The following is an 18,871-nucleotide window of genomic DNA, read 5'->3' as shown; positions in this document are numbered from 1 at the left end:
GTCCGGGACCGCACCCCCTCGCCGGTATTCGCGCGAGCTGCCAGTCTGGACGTCATGGCAGAGGAGCAGATTCCGCAGATCGGCCCGTGTTACGCGTGCGGACGCGCGTTCCGCTTCGATCCCGGGGAGGTCGTCATGTTCGCGGTCGATCCGCAGACCGGCCTGCCGCCGGGCTTCTCCGCGCTGGGCACGCGGCGCGAGCCCAGCGCGGAGGAGGTGACCAGGGCGGTCGAGAAGCCGGTCTGTCCCGACTGTGTTCAGCGGGCCGAACGCTACGCGGCCGAGACGGAGGCCCCGCCCTCGTGGCCGACCTGGCCCTGATGCCCGAGCGTGGCTCAGCGGACCGACCGGATCGGCACCACCAGTAGCGATCCGGCCAGCGCCAGCAGGCCGCCGACGGCGTACAGGGCCGGGTAGCCGCCGAGGCCGCTCACCACGAAGGCGGCGGCGAAGGGCGCGACGACCTGCGGCGCGTTGAGCGCGATGTGGAAGACGCCGAGGTCGCGCCCGGCGCCGTCGGCGGCCGGCAGTACCAGCGTGACCAGCGCCTGGTCCACCGACAGGTAGGTGCCGAAGCCGATGCCGCTGAGGACGGCCGAGGCCAGTTGCGCGTCCCAGGTCGGGGAGACCAGCGGCAGCACGGTCGCGACGGTGATCAGCAGCGAGGACAGCAGCACGAACAGCTTGCGGCGGTCCAGCCGGTCGGCCAGCGGCCCCATGATCAGCATGCCCACGACCAGGCAGCCGGTGGTGAGGGTGGTGCTGGTGGCGGTCGCGGCGGCCGGTGCGAGCCCGGCGGGCAGCCGGATGTAGTCGGTCAGCGCGTACAGGCTGAACGAGCTGGCCGTGAAGTACCCCAGGAACATCACCGCGCGGGCGGCGAAGGCCCAGGCGTAGTCGCGGGTGCGCAGGCTGGCCAGGGCTCCCGCGATCTCCGCTCTGATCGAGCCGCCGGACCGCGCGGCCGGGGCGGGCGTACCGGCGTCCGTGCTCTCCCTGGCGACCAGGGCCATCACCAGCGAACCCACCAGGAACACGGCGCCCAGCAGGCAGTAGGCCAGGAAGATCGAGCCGGACAGCGCCGCGCCGAGCCAGACTCCGATGCCGCCGCCGATCGGGATGCCGAGGCCGTTCAGGGTGGAGGCCAGCCCGAGGCGGCGCGCGGGCACCCGGTCGGCGACCACGGCGAGCACGATGTTGAGGCCGATGTTGACCGTGCCCTGGACCAGGAACCACCCGATCAGCAGCCCGGTGACCGTGGAGACCGAGCCGAGCAGCACCAGCGACGCGGCGGCGGTGATCCCACCGGCCAGGAACCACGGCGAGCGGCGTCCCCAGCGGCCCCTGGTGCGGTCCGACCAGGCGCCGACGATCGGCGGCACGCAGACGGAGGCGATCGCGCTGATCCCGGTCACCAGGCCGAACGCGCCCAGCTTGCCCGCGGGGTCGGCCGCCGCGACCTGGGTGGGCAGCAGGATCGAGACGGATGCGGTGATGGCGATGTACCCGACGGTGTTGAAGGCGAGCATCGCGCCGAGGAGCAGGGGAAGCCGGCCGGTGCGCGAAACCGCGGACCGGCTGAGCGAGGAGGTCATGCTTATTCCTTCTTGCGGGGTGGATCTGTGCGGGGCGGCAGGTCGAGACCGCCGGCCAGCTTGGTGAAGGTGCGGTCGAGGAGATCCAGGCAGGCCGGGATGTCGCCGAAAGAGCCCGCGGCCCACTCCTGCAGGGCGACGCGCATGGCGGCGAAGGCGACCGAGGCGAGCACCCGGGCCTCCAGGCCGATGCCGATCGAGGATCGGTCCGCCAGGTGGCGGGCCAGCCGTTCCTCGCGCAGCGCGAACCTGCGCATGTTCTCGCCCATGAGTGCCGGGTTGTCGTGCATCAGGGCCTGAACCCTGAACCGGCGTTGGAGTTCGGCCTCGTCGAGTTCGGGGTCGGTGAAGTAGTCGCGGGCCGCGCGGTGCAGCGCGGTGAGGGCGGACTCATGGTCCGGACGGGAGTCCAGCAGCGCCAGCCAGTCGTCCATCACCTGTTCCTCGTGGGCCAGGACGACGTCCTCCTTGGTGGCGAAGTAGCGGTTGAACGTCTTGCGCGACACCACGACCTCGTCGGCGATCTGCTGGACGGTCGTGGCGGCGAAGCCCTGCTCCTCGAACAGGCGCAGGGCCACATCGATGAGGGCGCGCCGGGTGTTGGCCTTCTTGCGCTCACGTAGTCCCGTCATGGCGGCACTGTAGGCGAAAGTGTCTCAATGGGACAAGTGTCTTGGATGTGAAGCTTTGAGCTGCTATTAGTTGTCCCGTTGGGACACTTTTGTCAGGCTTTCAGGAGGATCGACTATGAGCGCCGCCCCATGGACCGGTGCCGCGCGGGACGTCATCGGCAGACTCGCCGGGCCGCTCGCCGGCGAGCTGGACGTCCGCGCGCTCCCCAGTGACGACGGCCGTGACCGCTACGAAGTGCTGGCGGACAGCGGCCGGACCGTACTGGCCGGCACCGGGCCCGTCGCCGTGGCGAGCGCCTTCACCCGCTACCTGCGTGACGTCGCGCACGGCCAGGTCTCCCGCTGGGGCGTCCTGCTCCCCGCCGCCGCGCCGCTCCCGGCCCGGCACATCCGGGCCGCCACGCCGTACGACCACCGGGTCGCCTACAACCTGACCGTGGGCGGCTACACCACGCCCTTCTACCGGTGGCCGGAGTGGGAGCGCGAGCTGGACCTGCTGGCCGCCTCCGGGGTGAACGCCGCGCACCTGACGCTCGGCCAGGAGCTGGTCTGGCTGGAGGCGTTCCAGGAGTTCGGCTACGCCGAGCGGGAACTGCTGGAGTGGATCGTGCCGCCGTCCCACCAGGCGTGGCAGTGGCTGAACAACATCCACAGCTTCGGCGGCGGCACCACGCGCGGCCTGGCCGAACGGCGGGCCGAGCTGGCCGTGCGGGTCCTCGGCCGGATGCGTGAACTGGGCATCCGGCCCATCCTGCCCGGCTTTTCCGGCACGGTCCCGGACGGCTTCGCCGAGCGCAACCCCGGCGCGCGCACCGTCCCGCAGGGCAAGTGGTTCATGGACGTCGCCGGCCCGCAACGGCCCGACTGGCTCGACACCTCCACGCCCGCCTACGCCCGCGTCGCCGAGGCGTTCTACCGGCACCAGCGCGAACGTTTCGGCCACCACAACGCCTGGGCGGTGGACCTGCTGCACGAGGGCGGCATCCTGGGCGGCGCCTCGCTGACCGACGCCGCGACCGGCATCGAACGCGCGCTGCGCGCGGCCGACCCCGATTACCTGTGGGTCATCCAGGCGTGGACCGGCAACCCGCGCGCCGAGATGATGGCCGCCATCGACCGCTCCCGCGCGCTGGTCATCGACCTGACGGGCACGGTGTGGCGGAAGACGTCGGGCTTTTGGGGCACGCCGTGGGCGTACGGCATCCTGCCCAACTACGGGGGACGGCACGGCCTGTACGGCTCCCTGCCCGACATCGCCGCCGCCCCGGCCGGTTTCGCCGCGGAGTCTTCCGTGGCGGCCCCCGTCGGGCTGTCCAACATGGCCGAGGGGGTGGACACCAACCCCGTGGTCTGGGACCTGTTCGCCGACCTGACCTGGACCGACGAGCCCATCGACCTGGACACCTGGCTGCCCCGCTGGGTGTGGTCCCGGTACGGCCAGGTCGATCCCGACGCCCTCGCCGCCTGGCGTACGCTGCGCGAGTCGGCGTACGCGAACTGGGGCCCGCCCCTGGAGACGCAGATCGACGACATGCCCGACGTCGCCGGCGAGCTGGACGTCTACGCGGCCACCGACAGCGTGCTCGCCGCCACCCCCTCCCTCTCCCCCGACCAGGCGTCGGTCGTCGGCCCACGCCGCCTGCACTACGACCCCGCCGACGTGGAGACCGCCTGGCGGCGCCTGCTCGCCGCCGCCCCCCGCCTGCGCCACGCCGACACCTACCGCTACGACGTGGTGGACATCACCCGCCAGGTGCTCAACGACCGCGCCCGCGCCCTGGCCCCCCTACTGTCCGACCCCGCCGCCCAGCGCCGCTTCCTGCACCTGCTGGACCTCCAGGAACGCCTCCTCGCCACCCGCCCGGAGTTCCTGCTCGGCCGCTGGCTGCGCGACGCCAGAAGCTGGGGCGCCGACGAGGCCGAGTCCCGCCAACTGGAACGCGCCGCCAAACGCCTGGTCACCGTCTGGGGCGACGCCGACTCTGCCATCCTCACCGGGTACGCCAACCGCGACTGGGCGGGCCTGATGGGCGGCTACTACAAGGAACGCTGGACCGCCTTCTTCGCCAATGGCGACGCGGAGTGGAACACCCACGGCCAGGAATGGTCCGACCGCCCCGAAACCTTCCCCACCGACCCCACCGGCGACCCCATCGAAGTAGCCCTCGCCATCCTCACCGAAATCCCCTGACCCCGCTTTTGTGTTCGTAGGGCGTCCCCGCCGGCGCGCCGCTGATAATCTCCGGGCGGACATGGCCGGCCAGAACTCTGGCCGGCCTTCCCCTGCGTGAAATCAACAACTACGGACCTGAAAGCGAACCCTTGCATTTACGTGTGACAAGCGCATGCTCCCGACTGCGCCACGGCCCGGTGGTGGTCGCGATCGTCCTCGCCGGAGCGGTCATCAACTGTGTGCTGGGACTGGCCGACCTGTATGGATTCCGGTCGGGGATATACGACCTGGTGATCTTCGATCAGGGTGTTCGCGGATATGCGAACCTCACCGGGCCGCTCTCGGACGTCAAGGGCAACTGGGAGACCCCCGGCGTGCCCTTCTCCTTACTGGGCGACCATTTCTCTCCCATATTGGCACTGGTCGCGCCGCTGTACCTGCTCCATGACGGCCCCGAGACGCTGATCGTCGCGCAGGCGGTGCTGTTCGCCCTGGCGGTCGTGCCGCTCTGGACCTTCACCCGCCGGGCTCTGGGGGTGTCCGCCGCCTACTTCTTCGGCATCGCCTACGTCATATCGTGGCCGATCGCCGAGGCGGTGATATTCGACTTCCATGAGTACGCGTTCGTGCCACTGCTGACCGCACTCGTCTTCGAACGCATCCAAGCCGGCAAGGTCGCGCACGCCCTGATATCGTCGGGCGCGCTGCTGGCGGTCAAAGAGGACATCGGGATCCTCGTGGCCGGTCTGGGCGTCGGGTTCGTTCTCACGCGAGAGCATCGCAAGCCCGGGCTCGCGCTGTTATGCGGTGGTCTCTTACAGACGTACCTCGCCACCCAGGTCGTGATCCCGGCATTCGGCGGCGGCGCCGGGCGCTATTGGTACTACTCGGCTTTGGGTGACACCCTGTCAGAAGCGGTGATCCGTATTCTGAGCCATCCGGGCGATGCATTACACGTTTTGGTGACCCCCGGCACCAAAGTATGGACGGTGCTGTTACTGATCGGCCCGCTGTTATGCCTCTCCCTCTTCTCCCCGTACGTCCTCGCTTCCATCTCGGTTCTGGCGCTTCGGATGCTGGCCACCGACCAGGGCGCGGCCGGCTGGTGGGGCACCGGCTTTCACTACAATTCCGCCGTCGTCATGGCGCTCGTGTGCGCCGCCGTGGACGGCCTCGCCCGGCTTCGTCGCCGCGTCCGGCACCCGATCTTCCGATTATCCGGCCGCTACGCACCCCAAGCACTAATGGTCGCGATGATGGCGACAGTACCGTTCTTCCCGTTCGCGAACCTCTTCTCCCCCGCCTGGTACCGAACCCCGGCCCGCGCCCCGGCCGCCGAAGCAGCGATGGCCGCGATCCCGGACGGCGTCCTCGTGGAGGCCGCCAATACGCTGGGCCCGCACATTTCACCAAGAACACGCGTCGTGGCCTGGGCCGCCAAAACGGCCGCGCGGCCCCAGCGCGCCCCTTGGGTCCTCGCGGATCTCATCGCGAAACAACCGCATTTCCCATCGATCGACGCTCAGGCCACAGATGTCGCCGACCTCGTCGTGCGCGGTTACCGCAAAGTGTTCTCCTCTGACGGCTACGTCGTCCTCTGCGCCCCAGTGGCATGTGCCGATCCCGGCCCCCGTAGATCGCCCCTCCGCTCCGGGCCTCCGACCGAAACCAGCGGTAAGCCGCCATCTTGCAACCTCCGACACGGCAAATGGCCCCCGCGCCTGCGCCCAACGGCCCGCGCTCCCGCGCGGCAAGGGCCTCGCTCCGCTCGGACGCCTTCCCTAGGCCGGGCCGACGATCCCGTCGGCTCATGTCCGAAGCCTGATCACGCAACAGAGCAGCTAAGGCGCGATCGGTCTCATACCGTGTAGTTCGACCACCTGCGCGACGGCCAGCGCGTACCGGTGGTACCGGAAGTCGTCCCAGGCCACGAAGAGGTTGTGCCCGGCAGGCTCCGGCCCGCGCGCCACACCGGGGCGGTACAGATCCGCCAGCACCCCGGCCGGTCTGACCGTGGTCACGGTGTAAAGGGCGAAGTCCCGGCGCAGCATGGGGCATTCCGCCACGACCTTGGGGATGCAACTCCAGCAGGTCGGGGGTGCGTTGGTACGCCCGGTGTCCGGACCGGTGCGTTCGAACACGGTCGAGGTCAACGCCCACGGAACCAGCCCGCTCTCCGGATCTGTCGCCGGAACACCGCAGACCTGGCAGAGCAGTCTGTCCATCGATCGCCACTGCCGCCGCGTGTTGAGCTTGCGCATCTGCGCGGGACCGCGCCGGTCCGGCCGGTCCCGGAGATCACGGGTCCGGGCGCGGAGAATGCCGCCCACGCTGCCCAGCCGTCCCGCGTACGGGTCCACCCAGTCGTTGGGGCGAGGCGACAGGTAGGACAACCGCATCCGGCCCGCGTACGGTACGAACCCGATAGGGTCGGTCACCAACTCGCCTGCGTAGGCGATCGTGTACGGGACGGTCATATGGCCGCTCATCGGATGGGCGGTGCCACCCCGGCCTGGAATGCTCATGTCACCGAACGCTAGGATCCTGTGACGCTCAGTTGTTTCCTCGCGGAAACCGGCTTCAGATCAGGCCCATCCGCCAGGCCAGGCCGCGCAGGTCACTCCCACCGCTACGGCCCAGCATGTCGGCCACCAGCTCTTTGATGAGCGGATCGTTGTGCACCCGTATCGGGGAAAGCCGCTCGGCCTTTCGCAGTTCGCGGACGGCGTCGGCGTCTCGGTCGAGCATCGCGTGCGCGCGGGCCTTCTCCATGAGCAGGACCGCCCTGCGGGTGTGGGACGATAGGGCGCGCGAGTCGACCTTGTCGGCGTACTTGAGAGCCTCCCCCGGACGCCCGGCCTCCACTGCCAGCGAAGTTCGCCACACCCCCACGTTGGCCACGCCGAACATCTCGAAGGCGTCCGGCGCATCCCCCAAGGGCTCGGCGAGTCGCGCGGCCTCACCGGCCTGATCGGCGGCACCATCGTGGTCGCCCTGGATCTGCCGCGCGAGGGCGGCGCTGAGCCTGAGCATGCCGTGCACCTGGTGTGCGAAGCGATCGTCGCCTATGTGCGGCTCCACCTCGTCAGCGATCCGGGGCGTGATCATCAGCGGCCTCGGCTTGTTCGCCGAACCGCGCGCATGCGCGCGTCCGAACGCCGCGGCACCACGCCAGACGGGATCTCCCAGCAGCTCGGCCGCCTGCTGAGCGCGCTCTCCGCTGATGTAGGCCAGATTCACCTCGCCCAGGTGCCGGAACATGATCGCCGCACCGGACCCGCAGGCCAGGATCAGCAGCTTCAGCGCTTTACTTCTCGCCGGCTCGGGACTGGTCGCGGTGTGCACGTACAACTCGCCGATCAGGTCGGGCAGCAGTCGCGTCATCGTGCCGTACTCGACTCGCCGCAGGGCCGTATCCACCTCCTGGAGGACCGTCCGCAGCACCTCGACGGACCGCGCCGGAACGTCGGGCGGGTCGCCAGGCCCGGCGTCCATCAGAACGCGTTGGAGGCGCGCGAGATTGTAGTTGGGGTGGTTGGGGTGGTTGGGGCGGATCTCCGGCGCCGGTTGGCCGAGCAGGTAGTCGGCGGACACCTCCAGAGCTTCGGCGAGCGCCGCGATGTCCGTGCGCTTGTCGAGCCGCATCCTGCCGTTCTCGATCTTGCTGAGCCAGCTCTTGGACCGCCCGACGAGCCCGGCGAGCGCTTCCAGCGAAATGCCTCGGGCACGACGGGCGGTACGAATGTTCTCACCGATCCGCCGCACGCCATCATCAACAGGACTGGACATGGCCCTACCTCGGGGGAGTTCCATTCAGCACTGCCCACCGTACGCCCGGCATGTGGACTGGCAGGTGGCCCTTCCTATATCTCACGAGATTCATCTATGTGCTGATTGCGAGTTGTGCGGCCTCGTGCTGCAAAGACTCTGGCATCAAAAATCATCCATGAAGGGCCCGCCGGTTTACGAGCCGCGCGGGCCGTAACCTGCGGGGGTGGATTCCGAATACCGTAGCCCCTCCACCGTGCACGGGACAGAAGAGCGACGGCGGCTCCCACTCACGTCTACCGAGCCGCCCGCCGTACGGCAAGCCCTCCTCCCCCGCGCCCGCGCCGTAGCCCGCACCCCCTGAGGGCGCGGGTTTCGCAAGCGTCGTACCACCTTGCCGCACCCAGCACGGCCGCCGATGCCTCCCCCAAAAGCCACCGCCCAGAGGCCGACAGCCCACCCCCGCGCCTGCGCCCAACGGCCCGCGCTCCCGCGCGGCAAGGGCCTCGCTCCGCTCGGACGCCTTCCTTAGGCCAGGCTTCGCCCAGCGCTAGCGCCTCTCGCCCGACGCTTCCCCAGACTTCCTTCTGAGACACCTGCTACGACCGGACCGGGCTGTGGCGCGCGGCCCTCACGCGGCGCTGGGTCGCCAGGGATTCCTCAGTATGCGTAAGTAGAAGGCGCCCTTGTGCTGCGCCGTGCGCCACGGGGGGACTTCGGCATTGGGAATCCGCCCCACTGCGGACGCTCGACCGGACCGCCGCGTGGCGCGCGGTTTTCTCACAGGGCTGGACAACCTCCGTAGGCGTAAGTAAAAAACGCCGCTGCCCTGCCCCCGCGCGGTCGAGCGATATCGACATTCGGAATCCATCCTTCGCAGGATGTTCGTCCGGATCCGCCATATTGTGCGTGCCGCCTCACGGCCTGGACTTGCCGAGCTCTCAGCCCGACGCGCCCCGGGGCGAGGCCATAGATGGCATCGGTCTGGTGAGCGAAGCAAGTGTCTCAGGAGGAAGGTTGGGAACGTGTCCAGCGGGGGCGCTAGCGCCGGGCGAAGCCCGGCTTGGGGAAGGCGTCCGAGCGGAGCGAGGCCCTTGCCGCGCGGGAGCGCGGCTTGAGGCGACGCGCGGGAGCGCGGGCCATTGGGCGTTGGGGCGTAGGCCACTGGGGGGTTAGGAGCCGGTGCGCCAGGAGTGGAGGTAGGTTTCCTGGTCGGGGGTGAGGGTGTCGACCTCGATGCCGGCCGCCGCGAGCTTCAGCCGGGCGACCTCGGTGTCGATCTCCGGCGGCACGTCGTACACCCCCGGCACCAGCCGGACGCGTTCGCGCGCCAGCCAGGTCACCGCGAGCGCCTGGGCCGCGAAGGACATGTCCATGACCGCCGCCGGATGTCCCTCGGCGGCCGTCAGGTTGACCAGGCGGCCCTCCGCGAGCAGCAGCAGGCGGCGGCCGTCGGCCAGCACGTACTCGTCCGTGTTGGGCCGCACCCCCGGATGGACCGCCTCGGCCAGGTCCTCCAAGGCGCGTACGTCGATCTCGATGTCGAAATGCCCCGCGTTGGCGAGGATCGCGCCGTCCTTCATGGTCGCGAGGTGCTCGGCGCGGATCACGTCCCGGTTGCCGGTGACGGTGATGAACACGTCGCCGCGCTCGGCGGCCACCGCCATCGGCTGGACCTCGTACCCCTGCAAGGTCGCGTCCAGCCCCTTGACCGGGTCGATCTCGGTGACGATCACCCGCGCGCCGAGCCCCCGGGCACGTTCGGCGACGCCCCGGCCGCAGTACCCGAACCCGGCCACGACCACCGTCTTGCCCGCCAGCAGCGTGTTGGTGGCGCGCATGATCCCGTCGAGGGTGGACTGGCCGGTGCCGTACCGGTTGTCGAACATCCGCTTGGTGCGGGTGTCGTTGACCGCGACCACCGGGAAGCGCAGGGCCTCCTCGGCGGCCATCTGGCGAAGCCTGATGATGCCGGTGGTGGTCTCCTCGCAGCCGCCGGTGACCCCGGGCAGCAGTTCGAGGCGTTCGGTGTGCAGAGTGTTGACCAGGTCGCAGCCGTCGTCCAGGACGATCTCCGGGGCGATGTCCAGCGCCTGGCTGATGTGCCGGTAGTAGGTCTCGCGATCGACTCCGGCCCGCGCGTACACGGCGACGCCGTACTCCGCCAGCGCCGCCGCCACGTCGTCCTGGGTGGAGAGCGGGTTGGACGCGGCCAGGGCGATCTGCGCCCCGCCCGCCCGCAACGCCCCCATCAGCACCGCGGTCTCAGCGGTCACGTGCAGGCAGGCGGCGATCCGCATGCCGTCGAGCGGGCGCTCGGCGGCGAAGCGTTCGCCGACCGCCCGCAGTACCGGCATGGCGCGGGCGGCCCACTCGATCCGCCGCTCGCCGGCCTCCCCGGAGATCTCCACTGCGCACCGACCGCCGGATGACTCAGTAGCGGTAGTGGTCGGACTTGTAGGGGCCTTCGACGTCGACCCCGATGTACTCCGCCTGCGCCTTGGTGAGCGTGGTCAGCTTGACCCCGAGGGCGTCGAGGTGCAGCCGGGCGACCTTCTCGTCGAGGTGCTTGGGCAGGGTGTAGACGCCCAGCGGGTAGGCGTCGGTCTTGGTGAACAGCTCGATCTGGGCGATCACCTGGTTGGTGAAGGAGTTGGACATCACGAACGAGGGGTGGCCGGTGGCGCAGCCCAGGTTCATCAGGCGGCCTTCGGCCAGCACGATGACGGAGTGCCCGTCGGCGAAGATCCACTCGTCGACCTGCGGCTTGATGTTGTTGCGCTTGATGCCGGGCAGCTTGGCCAGGCCCGCCATGTCGATCTCGTTGTCGAAGTGGCCGATGTTGGACACGATGGCCTGGTGCTTCATCGCGGCCATGTGCTCGGCCGTGATGATGTTGAAGTTGCCGGTGGCGCTGACGAAGATGTCGGCCTGGCCGACGATCTCCTCCAGAGTGGTGACCTGGTAGCCGTCCATCGCGGCCTGGAGGGCGCAGATCGGGTCGATCTCGGTGATGACCACCCGCGCGCCCTGGCCGCGCAGCGCCTCGGCGCAGCCCTTGCCGACGTCGCCGTAGCCGCAGACGACCGCGACCTTGCCGCCGATCAGCACGTCGGTGGCGCGGTTCAGGCCGTCGATCACGGAGTGGCGGCAGCCGTACTTGTTGTCGAACTTCGACTTGGTCACCGAGTCGTTGACGTTGATCGCCGGGAAGAGCAGCGTGCCGTTCTTGTGCATCTCGTACAGGCGGTGCACGCCGGTGGTGGTCTCCTCGGTCACGCCCTTGATCGCCTCGGCGGTGGCGGTCCACTTGCCGGGGCTCGTCTCGATGGACCGGCGGAGAGTGTCCAGGATGATCTTCCACTCTTCGGGGTCGTCGGCGTCGGCGGTCGGGACCGCGCCCGCCTTCTCGTACTCCGCGCCCTTGTGGACGAGCAGCGTGGCGTCACCGCCGTCGTCGAGGATCATGTTGGGGCCCGCGCCGTCCGGCCAGCTCAGCGCCTGCTCGGTACACCACCAGTACTCCTCCAGCGTCTCGCCCTTCCAGGCGAACACCGGCACGCCCTTGGGGTCGTCGACGGTGCCGTCCGGCCCGACGACCGTGGCCGCGGCGGCGTGGTCCTGGGTGGAGAAGATGTTGCAGCTCACCCAGCGGACGTCGGCGCCGAGCTCGACCAGGGTCTCGATGAGCACGGCGGTCTGGATCGTCATGTGCAGCGATCCCATGATCCGCGCGCCGCGCAGCGGCTTGCTGCCCGCGTATTCACGGCGGACGGCCATGAGGCCGGGCATCTCGTGCTCGGCGAGGTGGATCTCCTTGCGCCCGAAGGCGGCAAGCGACAGGTCGGCCACCTTGAAGTCCATGTCATTCCCCTCTGGCTGATGTCGTCGTCAGCGAGTTTATGGGCCCGGTACGCCCCAGCGCACGCCGGGAGGGCCAATCCTGACATAGGATTGTCAGAATGCGGATCACGGAGGCCGCCAAGCGGCTCGGCATGTCGCCCCGGATGCTGCGCTACCGGGAGGCGCTGGGGCTGTTGCCCCCGGTCCGCGGGCACGGCGCGCACCGCCGGTTCGGGGAGGAGGAGCTGGCCGCCGTCGCGCACGCGATCGAGCTGGAGCGGCGTTTCGACGCCTCACCGGCCGAGCTGGCGTTCGCATTGCGGGTGCTCACCGAGCCGGGCGTCGCGCACGCCGTACGCGAGCTGGGCCTGCGCATCGGCCGCATCCAGGCCCCGCGCCGCGCGCTGGACTTCGAGAAGGAGAAGGCGCTGCGCCTGCTGCGCGGCCGGCCCGGGGTTGATCATCGCTCGAAAGAGTGACGACAGGCCGGGGCGGTACGGCCACAATTCCTGACATGTCGCTCACCACCAAGCTCGACAGCGCTGAGCGAACGCTGTCGGACATCGATTTCGGAAGGCTGGTCCGGTCTCCGCTGCTCGACGTGGCCATCGGCCTCACGCTGACCGTGTGGGCACTCGTTCCCACCTCCATGCCCCCGGTCTGGTACGGCGTGGAAGGCCCTTGGGGGCTGAGCATGCCGGGCATGCTGACGCTGGGCGGGCTGGTGCTCGCCACCGCACCGCAGATGGTGCGGCGGCGGTCCCGTGTTCTGGTCCTCGTCTTGACCTTCGTGGGCGCGTGCATCCTCCTGGTGGGCGAGCCGCCGCACAATCACACGCTGATGCCGATCGCACTCTCCGGGGCCCTTTCGGGCTACACGCTGTTCGGGATGCTGCCCCGCTCCCTGCGCTGGACGGGCACGATCAGCGTCATCGTGGCCGCGCTGGCGGTGTCCGCCTACGTCGGGGGCAGCACCGGCAGCATGTTCACGAGCTTCGCGGTGTCCGTCGCCGCCGTGGCGGTCCTGGCCGAGCTGCGCGGCAGCCGCAGTGAGCTCAACCTGTTCCGCGTCGACCGGCTGGACCAGGTCAGAGAACGCGCAGCCATGGCCGAGCGGGCCAGGATCGCCAGGGAGATGCACGACGTCGTGGCCCACTCCGTGTCGATGATCGCGGTACGCGCCGAGACCGCGCCCTTCACGCTCGCCGAGGAGGGCGACGAGCTGGGCGAGGCGACCAAGCGGGAATTCGCCGACATCGCCGGCAACGCCCGCGACGCGCTCGCCGAGATGCGCAGGCTGGTCGGCGTACTGCGGGCGGACATCCCGGACGCGGCGGAGACCGCGCCGCAACCCGGGCTCGCCCAACTGCCCGAGCTGATCGAGCAGCACCCCGGTGACGTGGACCTGGACGTGGTGGGCGAGGAGCGCCCGCTGCCCCAGGCGGTGGACGTCAGCGCCTTCCGCATCGTGCAGGAGGCACTGAACAACGCCCGCGTCCACGCCCCCGGCGCGCGGGTCTCGATCGAACTGGCGTACCGTCCCACCCTGCTGGCCATACGCGTCGCCGACAACGGTCCGGGAGACGCGGGTGGGGACAAGGACGGTGCGGAGGAGAGTGAGGGCGCGGGTCATGGCCTGATCGGCATGCGCGAGCGGGCGCTCGCGCTGAGCGGGTGGTTCACCGCCGGTCCCGGCCCACACGGCGGCTTCCTCGTCCAGGCCGGACTGCCAACCGAATGACCGCGCCCTCCTCCCCGATGTCCGTGCTGATCGCCGATGACCAGCCGGTGGTGCTGCGCGGCTTCGCGGCGGTGATCGCCGCCCAGCCGGACCTCACCGTCGCCGGTACCGCCGCGGACGGTGTCCAGGCCGTACACCTGGCCGAGCGGACCCGCCCCGACGTCGCCCTGCTGGACATCCGGATGCCCAGGATGAACGGCATCGAGGCGGCCCGACGGATCATCGGGGCGCACGACACCAAGGTCATCATGATCACGACCTTCGATCTCGACGACTACGTCTACGACGCGCTCTCCGCGGGGGCGAGCGGGTTCCTGCTGAAGGACGTGCGGTCGGGCGACCTGGCCGAGTCGGTGCGGATCGTGGCCAGGGGCGAGGCGCTGCTGGCCCCGAAGGTCACCCGGCGGCTGATCGCGACGTTCGCCGCGCGGCGGCCCGCCGTACCGGAGACACCGGGGCTGACGCCGCGCGAGGGTGAGGTGCTGCGGATGATCGCCAGGGGCCTGTCGAACGCCGAGATCGCCGCCGAACTGGTGGTCTCCGAGCACACGGTGAAGACGCACGTGGCCCGCCTGCTCGCCAAGCTGGGCCTGCGCGACCGCACCCAGGCGGTCATCCACGCCTACGAAACGGGCCTGGTCACCCCACACTGCGCGCCAGAGCGGTAGCGGCGAGGCCGCCCCCACCGGGCGCGCCAGAGCGGTGGCGACAGGGTCACCCCGCACCGCGTGTCAGAGCGGTGGCGACAGGGTCACCCCGCGCCGCGCGCCAGAGCGGTGGCGACGGATCACCCCGCGCCGGGCGCCGGGGCGGTGGTGGCCGGGTCGGCGCGCTCGGACTGGTAGAGGTCGGGCTCCAGGTAGATCACCCGGGCGATCGGCACGGCGGCGCGGACCCTCTGCTCGGCCGCGTCGATGCCGCGGGCGACCTCGGCGGCCGTGTCGTCGTGGTCGATCGCGATCTTGGCGGCGACCAGCAGCTCCTCCGGGCCGATGTGCAGGGTGCGCAGGTGGATGACCCGGGACACCTCGGGGCCGCCGGTGAGCGCGGCGACGATCTGGTCCTCGGTCTCCTCGCCCGCGCCCTCGCCGATCAGCAGCGACTTGGTCTCCACGGCCAGGATGACCGCGATGACCGCGAGCAGCACGCCGATCGCGATGGTGCCGACGCCGTCCCAGACGCCGTTCCCGGTGATCACGGCCATGGCCACGCCCAGCAGGGCGAGGATGAGGCCGACCAGCGCGCCGAGGTCTTCCAGCACGATCACCGGCAGCTCGGGGGCCTTGGACCTGCGGATGAACTGCACCCACGACTGCCCGTTGCGGACCTGGTTGGCCTCCCTGATCGCGGTGCGGAAGGAGAACGTCTCGGCGATGATCGCGAAGATCAGCACCCCGAACGCAACGACCGGCGTCTTCACCGGATGCGGATCACTGATCTTGTGCACGCCCTCGTAGATGGAGAACACCGCGCCGACCGTGAACAGCACCACGGCCACCACGAACGCGTAGAAGTAGCGTTCGCGGCCGTAGCCGAAGGGGTGCTTGGGGGTGCGGGCCCGCTGCGCGCGCTTGCCGCCGACCAGCAGCAGCACCTGGTTGCCGGAGTCGGCGACCGAGTGGATCGACTCGGCCAGCATCGAGGAGGACGACGTGAAGAGATAGGCCACGAACTTGGCCACGGCAATGGACAGATTGGCGATCAACGCCGCGACGATCGCCTTGGTACCGCCACTCGCGCTCACGTGTCGTCTCCACTCTCGATCAACCGGCCGGGGTACCCGGGAACAGCATCTGGATCCTATTCGGAAAGCCGCATCTCCAGCTCGCCGACCACGGGGACCGGAGACGGATCGATACCGTACCCCAAAGCCAGATAAACGCTCCCATAATCCAACAAACCGACCAGCGTTGCGATCCGCTCCAGCGGATGCCCGCCCTCGGCCTGGAGTTCGGTGACCGGAACGCCGCGGTCCCGGGCCAGCCGCAGGCACAGCTCGCGGCGGCGCGCCACGCTCGGGTGCTCGTCGGTGTCGCGCAGCACCACCAGCCGCAGCGTGCGGGCGCCCTCGTCGGCGAAGATGTCGCGGGCGGCCAGCGGGCCGTCCAGCGCGCCCGCCTGGTCGTGGCAGACGTCGGGGATCTCCCCGTGCAGGGCTGGGTAGGCCGCGTCCTGGCCGAGCCGCGCGGCCAGCCGGTGCGCGGCCACGGCGGTGAGCGGCGAGGAGCCCCAGACCATCGGAACCGTCTCGGCCAGCTCCATGGCCAGGCTCTTGCCGGGATTGATGAACGACTCGCTGGCAGGGCGACACCGGTGCGCGGTCTCCTCCAGCCGCCCGGCCACCGTCTCAAGCAACGCGTCGTCGGCGCTGGTCAGCCTGATGGCCGCGGCGGCGCAGATCAGCGGCACCAGCATCGCCCACAACCCGGCCCGCGCCGGACCGGCCGCCTCCACCGGCACGAACGGCGCGCCCGCCTGCCTGGCCACGGCCTGCAACGGCGACTCCGCGCGCCCGACCGCGAGCAGCCGGCACCCCCGGCGGACCGCCTCGCGGGCCAGCGCCAGCGTCTCCTCGGTGTCGCCGGAGAAGGACACCGCGATGACCAGGTCGGCGGTGCCCACCCAGCCGGGCAGCCGGAAGGAGCGGACGGTGACGAACGGCACGGGCGCGCCCGGCCCGCACACGGCGGACAGCAGGTCGCCCGCGAGCGCCGCGGTCCCCACCCCGGCCACCACCACGGCACGCGGCCTGCCGTCGGCGGCCAGCCCGCCGTCGATGCCCGCGCCGGCCACGGCCCTCCCGGCGATGCGCACCTGCGCCGCGGCGGAGGCGAGCACGGGCAGCATGCCGCCTGGGTCCGCCTCGACCAGATATCCCTGATCGTCGAGCCTGTCCGCGTCCCAGCGCAGGTCAGGCGGCGAGGTCACGGTTTGCGGGCCTCGTCGACGAGCAGCACGGGGATGTCATCGCGGACCGGATAGACCAGTCCGCACGCGCTGGAGGTGCAGGTCAGCTCCTCGGCCTCGGAGTCGGCCCGGAGCGGCGACCTGCACGCGGGACAGGCCAGGATCTCCAGCAACCAGTCGTCGATCTTCACAGCTATCTCCTCACGAGGGCCAGGACCTCTTCCCTGACCTCCGCCATCTTTCGCTCGTCGGCCGCCTCGGCGTTCAGCCGGAGCAGCGGCTCGGTGTTGGACGGGCGGAGGTTGAACCACCAGCCGTCGCCGGTCACGGTCAGGCCGTCCAGCTCGTCGAAAGTCACTCCCTCCCGGCCGTCGAAGGCGGACCTGACCCGCTCGACGGCCGCGCGCTGGTCGGCGACGGTGCTGTTGATCTCCCCTGACGCCACGTGGCGGGCATAGCGCGCCACCACCTGGGACAGCGGCCGGTCCTGCGCCCCCAGGGCGGCCAGCACGTGCAGCGCGGCCAGCATCCCGGAGTCGGCGTACCAGAAGTCGCGGAAGTAGTAGTGGGCCGAGTGCTCGCCGCCGAAGATCGCTCCGGTGCGGGCCATCTCGGCCTTGATGAACGAGTGACCGACCCGGGTGCGGACCGGTACGCCGCCGTGTTCACGGACGATCTCCGGCACCGCCGCCGAGGTGATCAGGTTGTGAATGATCTTGGAGCCGGGGTGTTTGGCCAGCTCACGGGCGGCGACCAGCGCGGTCACGGTGGACGGCGAGACCGACTCCCCCAACTCGTCGACCACCCAGCAGCGGTCGGCGTCGCCGTCGTAGGCCAGGCCGATGTCGGCCCCGTGCTCGACCACGGCCTTGCGCAGGTCGAGCAGGTTGGCCGGCTCGATCGGGTTGGCCTCGTGGTTGGGGAAGGAGCCGTCCAGCTCGAAGTACAGCCGGGTCAGCTTGACCGGCAGCCCGTCGAACACCGCCGGGACCGTGTGCCCGGCCATGCCGTTGCCCGCGTCGACCACCACCGAAAGCTGGCGCATCGCCGACAGGTCGACGAGCGTGCGCAGGTGGCCCGCGTAGCCGGGCAGGAGGTCCTTGACCACGACCTCGCCGGTGACCGGGCCGGGCCGCGGGCCGCCGTCGGCGATCAGCTCGGCGGCGCGGTCGCGGATCTCGGTCAGGCCGGTGTTCTCGCTGATCGGCACGGCGCCGGGGCCGCACAGCTTCATGCCGTTGTAGCGGGCGGGGTTGTGGCTGGCGGTGAACATCACCCCCGGCCTGCCGAGGCTGCCGCTGGCGTAGTAGAGCAGGTCGGTGGAGGCCAGGCCGATGTCGAGCACCCCCGCCCCGCGCGCGGTCGCGCCCCTGGCGAACGCCGCCGCCAGCGGCTCGGAGGACGCGCGCATGTCGCGCCCCACGACGATGGAAGCCGCCCCGGTCACCTCCGCGAAGGCGGCCCCCACGGCCTCCGCGATCTCCGTGTCCAGCTCGTCCGGGACCACGCCGCGAACGTCATAAGCCTTGAAGATCCTGGCGAGGTCGCCCACTCCCAGCTCCGCCCTGGTGATCGATTGTCCGTCTGACCGAGAACGCTTCGAGCCTACTAGCGGTCGCGCTGCGGTCGCGCGGATCGGAGCACCCGGAGATGACCGCGCCTGCCGACCTCGATCCCCTGGCCCACCGGCTCTCCGCTGCCGGACTTGGCCGGCTTGGCCGCCTCGCGCACCGCGTTGGCGAGCGCTTCCAGATCATCGCTGCTCGGCCGCGCCGCCTCGCTGGGCAGGCGCACGACCTCCCATCCGCGGGGGGCGGTCAGCCGCTCGGCGTGTTCGGCGCACAGGTCATAGCAGTGCGGCTCGGCGTACGTCGCCAGCGGGCCGAGCACGGCGGTCGAGTCGGCGTAAACGTACGTGAGCGTGAAGACGGCAGGCTGACTGCAGGCGGTGCGCGAACAGCGGCGGACGGGGCTCACGGAGGGACCGTATCCGGTAAGAGTCCCAGGCGCCACTATCCAGGCGGCTCTTAACGAGCGTGTCGCCACAATTCGGACAGGTGTCATGGCTTTCACCGTCTTGCGTGCTATCCGGCCCCTCCAGACGCCCAAGCCCGGGGCGAACGGGCCTGCCGATGCGGGCGGCAGCACCTAAGCTTGCGCTGTGAGCTCCGCAACAGGGGGCACGCCCGGAGGGGCGCCCCGGCCGCGCGGC

17 protein-coding genes are annotated in these 18,871 nt (G+C 70.4%); 6 read left to right on the top strand and 11 right to left on the bottom strand.

Features of this window, described 5'->3' with window-relative positions:
* The first annotated feature begins 54 nt into the window (after positions 1 to 54).
* On the top strand, positions 55 to 321 hold the full coding sequence (locus tag ACH34R_RS06840) for a hypothetical protein (protein ID WP_397560418.1): 267 nt from the start codon (positions 55 to 57) through the stop codon (positions 319 to 321).
* A gap of 14 nt (positions 322 to 335) precedes the next feature.
* On the opposite strand, the gene ACH34R_RS06835 is transcribed toward ACH34R_RS06840, so the two are convergent.
* Both ACH34R_RS06835 and ACH34R_RS06830 read right to left on the bottom strand, forming a co-directional pair.
* Positions 336 to 1,595, bottom strand: coding sequence for an MFS transporter (locus tag ACH34R_RS06835; protein ID WP_397560417.1), 1,260 nt, complete (start codon positions 1,593 to 1,595; stop codon positions 336 to 338).
* A 2-nt stretch (positions 1,596 to 1,597) separates the two neighbouring features.
* Entirely contained in the window at positions 1,598 to 2,227 is a 630-nt protein-coding gene (locus tag ACH34R_RS06830; RefSeq protein ID WP_397560416.1) for a TetR/AcrR family transcriptional regulator, read from the bottom strand.
* A gap of 115 nt (positions 2,228 to 2,342) precedes the next feature.
* On the opposite strand from ACH34R_RS06830, the gene ACH34R_RS06825 reads away from it, so the two are divergent.
* Positions 2,343 to 4,418, top strand: a complete 2,076-nt coding sequence (locus ACH34R_RS06825) for an alpha-N-acetylglucosaminidase (RefSeq protein WP_397560415.1) — start codon at positions 2,343 to 2,345, stop codon at positions 4,416 to 4,418.
* Between the two features lie 182 nt (positions 4,419 to 4,600).
* On the top strand, positions 4,601 to 6,271 hold the full coding sequence (locus tag ACH34R_RS06820; RefSeq protein WP_397560414.1) for a DUF2079 domain-containing protein: 1,671 nt from the start codon (positions 4,601 to 4,603) through the stop codon (positions 6,269 to 6,271).
* Here ACH34R_RS06820 and ACH34R_RS06815 read toward each other — a convergent pair.
* The 4 genes from ACH34R_RS06815 to ahcY all read right to left on the bottom strand — a co-directional run bounded on the left by ACH34R_RS06815 (position 6,242) and on the right by ahcY (position 12,032).
* Positions 6,242 to 6,925 carry a hypothetical protein gene (locus tag ACH34R_RS06815; RefSeq protein WP_397560413.1) on the bottom strand — a complete coding sequence of 228 codons (684 nt, stop codon included), beginning with the start codon at positions 6,923 to 6,925 and terminating at the stop codon, positions 6,242 to 6,244. The two genes, ACH34R_RS06820 and ACH34R_RS06815, sit on opposite strands and share 30 nt — an antisense overlap.
* Positions 6,926 to 6,980: 55 nt before the next feature.
* Positions 6,981 to 8,189: a helix-turn-helix domain-containing protein gene (locus ACH34R_RS06810; protein ID WP_397560412.1), complete on the bottom strand. Its 1,209-nt coding sequence runs from the start codon at positions 8,187 to 8,189 to the stop codon at positions 6,981 to 6,983.
* Between the two features lie 1,151 nt (positions 8,190 to 9,340).
* Entirely contained in the window at positions 9,341 to 10,579 is a 1,239-nt protein-coding gene (locus tag ACH34R_RS06805; RefSeq protein WP_397560411.1) for an adenosylhomocysteinase, read from the bottom strand.
* Positions 10,580 to 10,601: 22 nt separating this feature from the next.
* Positions 10,602 to 12,032, bottom strand: a complete 1,431-nt coding sequence (ahcY, locus tag ACH34R_RS06800) for an adenosylhomocysteinase (RefSeq protein ID WP_397560410.1) — start codon at positions 12,030 to 12,032, stop codon at positions 10,602 to 10,604.
* 98 nt (positions 12,033 to 12,130) lie between these two features.
* Here ahcY and ACH34R_RS06795 point away from each other — a divergent pair, with 98 nt between their 5' ends.
* From ACH34R_RS06795 to ACH34R_RS06785, 3 genes are read left to right on the top strand one after another with little or no spacing between them, the layout of a single operon-like run.
* Positions 12,131 to 12,490, top strand: a complete 360-nt coding sequence (locus tag ACH34R_RS06795) for a MerR family transcriptional regulator (RefSeq protein WP_397560409.1) — start codon at positions 12,131 to 12,133, stop codon at positions 12,488 to 12,490.
* Between the two features lie 35 nt (positions 12,491 to 12,525).
* Positions 12,526 to 13,752, top strand: coding sequence for a sensor histidine kinase (locus ACH34R_RS06790; RefSeq protein WP_397560408.1), 1,227 nt, complete (start codon positions 12,526 to 12,528; stop codon positions 13,750 to 13,752).
* Positions 13,749 to 14,420, top strand: coding sequence for a response regulator (locus ACH34R_RS06785; protein WP_397560407.1), 672 nt, complete (start codon positions 13,749 to 13,751; stop codon positions 14,418 to 14,420). The genes ACH34R_RS06790 and ACH34R_RS06785 overlap by 4 nt, the downstream gene beginning before the upstream one ends.
* Positions 14,421 to 14,539: 119 nt before the next feature.
* Here ACH34R_RS06785 and ACH34R_RS06780 read toward each other — a convergent pair whose 3' ends face one another.
* Genes ACH34R_RS06780 through ACH34R_RS06760 form a run of 5 tightly spaced genes read right to left on the bottom strand, consistent with a single transcriptional unit; the run spans position 14,540 to position 18,636 of the window.
* The gene (locus tag ACH34R_RS06780; protein WP_397560406.1) at positions 14,540 to 15,496 is read right to left on the bottom strand and encodes a cation diffusion facilitator family transporter; all 957 of its coding nucleotides are present in this window, start codon (positions 15,494 to 15,496) and stop codon (positions 14,540 to 14,542) included.
* A gap of 56 nt (positions 15,497 to 15,552) precedes the next feature.
* Complete coding sequence (locus ACH34R_RS06775; protein WP_397560405.1) at positions 15,553 to 16,680, bottom strand: SIS domain-containing protein; 1,128 nt, start codon at positions 16,678 to 16,680, stop codon at positions 15,553 to 15,555.
* Positions 16,677 to 16,856 (bottom strand): Trm112 family protein, encoded by a 180-nt coding sequence (locus ACH34R_RS06770; RefSeq protein WP_199537296.1) that lies wholly within the window; start codon positions 16,854 to 16,856, stop codon positions 16,677 to 16,679. Before ACH34R_RS06770 ends, ACH34R_RS06775 begins: the two co-directional genes overlap by 4 nt.
* Positions 16,853 to 18,211, bottom strand: coding sequence for a phosphomannomutase/phosphoglucomutase (locus ACH34R_RS06765; protein WP_397560404.1), 1,359 nt, complete (start codon positions 18,209 to 18,211; stop codon positions 16,853 to 16,855). The genes ACH34R_RS06770 and ACH34R_RS06765 overlap by 4 nt, the downstream gene beginning before the upstream one ends.
* A gap of 56 nt (positions 18,212 to 18,267) precedes the next feature.
* Positions 18,268 to 18,636: a DUF3499 domain-containing protein gene (locus ACH34R_RS06760; RefSeq protein WP_111170612.1), complete on the bottom strand. Its 369-nt coding sequence runs from the start codon at positions 18,634 to 18,636 to the stop codon at positions 18,268 to 18,270.
* Between the last annotated feature and the right edge of the window lie 235 nt (positions 18,637 to 18,871).

This window comes from Spongiactinospora sp. 9N601, from assembly GCF_044326295.1.
In the GTDB taxonomy this organism is placed as follows: domain Bacteria; phylum Actinomycetota; class Actinomycetes; order Streptosporangiales; family Streptosporangiaceae; genus Spongiactinospora; species Spongiactinospora gelatinilytica.
The sequence above is the reverse complement of the archived record's forward strand: the minus strand, read 5'-3'. Positions and strand labels throughout refer to the sequence as shown.

Bases quoted from the DNA above. Each gene is read 5' to 3' on its own strand.
- ACH34R_RS06840 (WP_397560418.1), top strand. From the start codon at position 55: ATGGCAGAGGAGCAGATTCCGCAGATCGGCCCGTGTTACGCGTGCGGA.
- ACH34R_RS06835 (WP_397560417.1), bottom strand. From the start codon at position 1,595: ATGACCTCCTCGCTCAGCCGGTCCGCGGTTTCGCGCACCGGCCGGCTT.
- ACH34R_RS06830 (WP_397560416.1), bottom strand. From the start codon at position 2,227: ATGACGGGACTACGTGAGCGCAAGAAGGCCAACACCCGGCGCGCCCTC.
- ACH34R_RS06825 (WP_397560415.1), top strand. From the start codon at position 2,343: ATGAGCGCCGCCCCATGGACCGGTGCCGCGCGGGACGTCATCGGCAGA.
- ACH34R_RS06815 (WP_397560413.1), bottom strand. From the start codon at position 6,925: ATGAGCATTCCAGGCCGGGGTGGCACCGCCCATCCGATGAGCGGCCAT.
- ACH34R_RS06810 (WP_397560412.1), bottom strand. From the start codon at position 8,189: ATGTCCAGTCCTGTTGATGATGGCGTGCGGCGGATCGGTGAGAACATT.
- ahcY (WP_397560410.1), bottom strand. From the start codon at position 12,032: ATGGACTTCAAGGTGGCCGACCTGTCGCTTGCCGCCTTCGGGCGCAAG.
- ACH34R_RS06795 (WP_397560409.1), top strand. From the start codon at position 12,131: ATGCGGATCACGGAGGCCGCCAAGCGGCTCGGCATGTCGCCCCGGATG.
- ACH34R_RS06790 (WP_397560408.1), top strand. From the start codon at position 12,526: ATGTCGCTCACCACCAAGCTCGACAGCGCTGAGCGAACGCTGTCGGAC.
- ACH34R_RS06785 (WP_397560407.1), top strand. From the start codon at position 13,749: ATGACCGCGCCCTCCTCCCCGATGTCCGTGCTGATCGCCGATGACCAG.